Origin of the sequence: Bradyrhizobium sp. 139, assembly GCF_023074175.1 — a bacterium.
Taxonomy (GTDB): Bacteria; Pseudomonadota; Alphaproteobacteria; order Rhizobiales; family Xanthobacteraceae; genus Bradyrhizobium.
In genome coordinates this window covers 1-886 of sequence record NZ_JADPKS010000033.1, presented here as the reverse complement: position 1 = coordinate 886, position 886 = coordinate 1, and the positions used below count along the sequence as shown (strand labels likewise).

Sequence of the window (886 nt, the reverse complement as noted above, 5' to 3'; positions counted from 1 at the left end):
GCGTCAGTGCCGAGCACTGGCTCGCTGATGTTCTCGCGAAGCTCGTCAATGGTTGGCCTGCGGCGCGACTGGACGAACTGCTCCCTTGGGCGTCGATCTACACGATGCATGCACACGATCCGAGGCTGGCGGCATGAGCCCGAACACGACCGCGGTCCGGATCAAGGTGACCCTCAAGGACGTGAAACCGGAGGTGATGCGATGCCTTGTCGTGCCGCTCACGCTGCGCCTTGATCGGCTGCATCTGACGCTTCAGGCGGCGTTTGGCTGGACCAACAGCCATCTCTTCGAGTTCCTGGCCGGCGAAGGACGTTGGGGTATCCCTGATCCCGATGGAGATTTTGGCCCCCAGCCCATCGATGCCCGCAAGACGCGGCTCTCTAATATCGTTCAGGAGACCGGCGCGAAGACGATCCATTATCTCTACGACTTCGGCGACAGCTGGGATCACGTGATCAAGCTTGAAAAGTGGTTCGACAACACGACAACGGAGGGACTTCCGTTCTTGCTCGAGGCCGCCGGCCGTTGTCCTCCGGAAGATGTCGGCGGTGCGCCAGGCTATGCCGAATACCTCGACGCCATCAGCGACCCCACCCATCCGGAGCACGAACATATGCGCCTCTGGGGCCCGGAGCAGTTCGATCCCAACGTCGTCGACCGGAAGGCGTTTGAGGCCGCTGTCAATGCGTTGTCCGACATATGGAAGCCGCGCCGGCGCACCACGCGCTCAAAATAGACGTCAAGCGCCAATCAAAAAGGGCCTCAGAGCTACGCTTACAGTTGACCGCACTGACACCACAGATCACCAACAACGCACAAAACTCGAATTTCCGCGGACATTTGTCGAAACTCAGCTTGAGCAGTCAGGTATTCTCACAGTTCAGTG

Annotated in this window: 2 protein-coding genes; both read left to right on the top strand. The window is 59.5% G+C overall.

The annotated features are described in order from the left end of the window. A partial coding sequence (locus IVA80_RS08520; RefSeq protein ID WP_247427952.1) for a transposase domain-containing protein occupies positions 1-137 on the top strand: 137 nt, incomplete at its 5' end. Further along, the gene (locus IVA80_RS08515; RefSeq protein ID WP_247427949.1) at positions 134-736 is read left to right on the top strand and encodes a plasmid pRiA4b ORF-3 family protein; all 603 of its coding nucleotides are present in this window, start codon (positions 134-136) and stop codon (positions 734-736) included. The genes IVA80_RS08520 and IVA80_RS08515, both read left to right, overlap by 4 nt. The last annotated feature ends 150 nt before the right edge of the window (positions 737-886 follow it).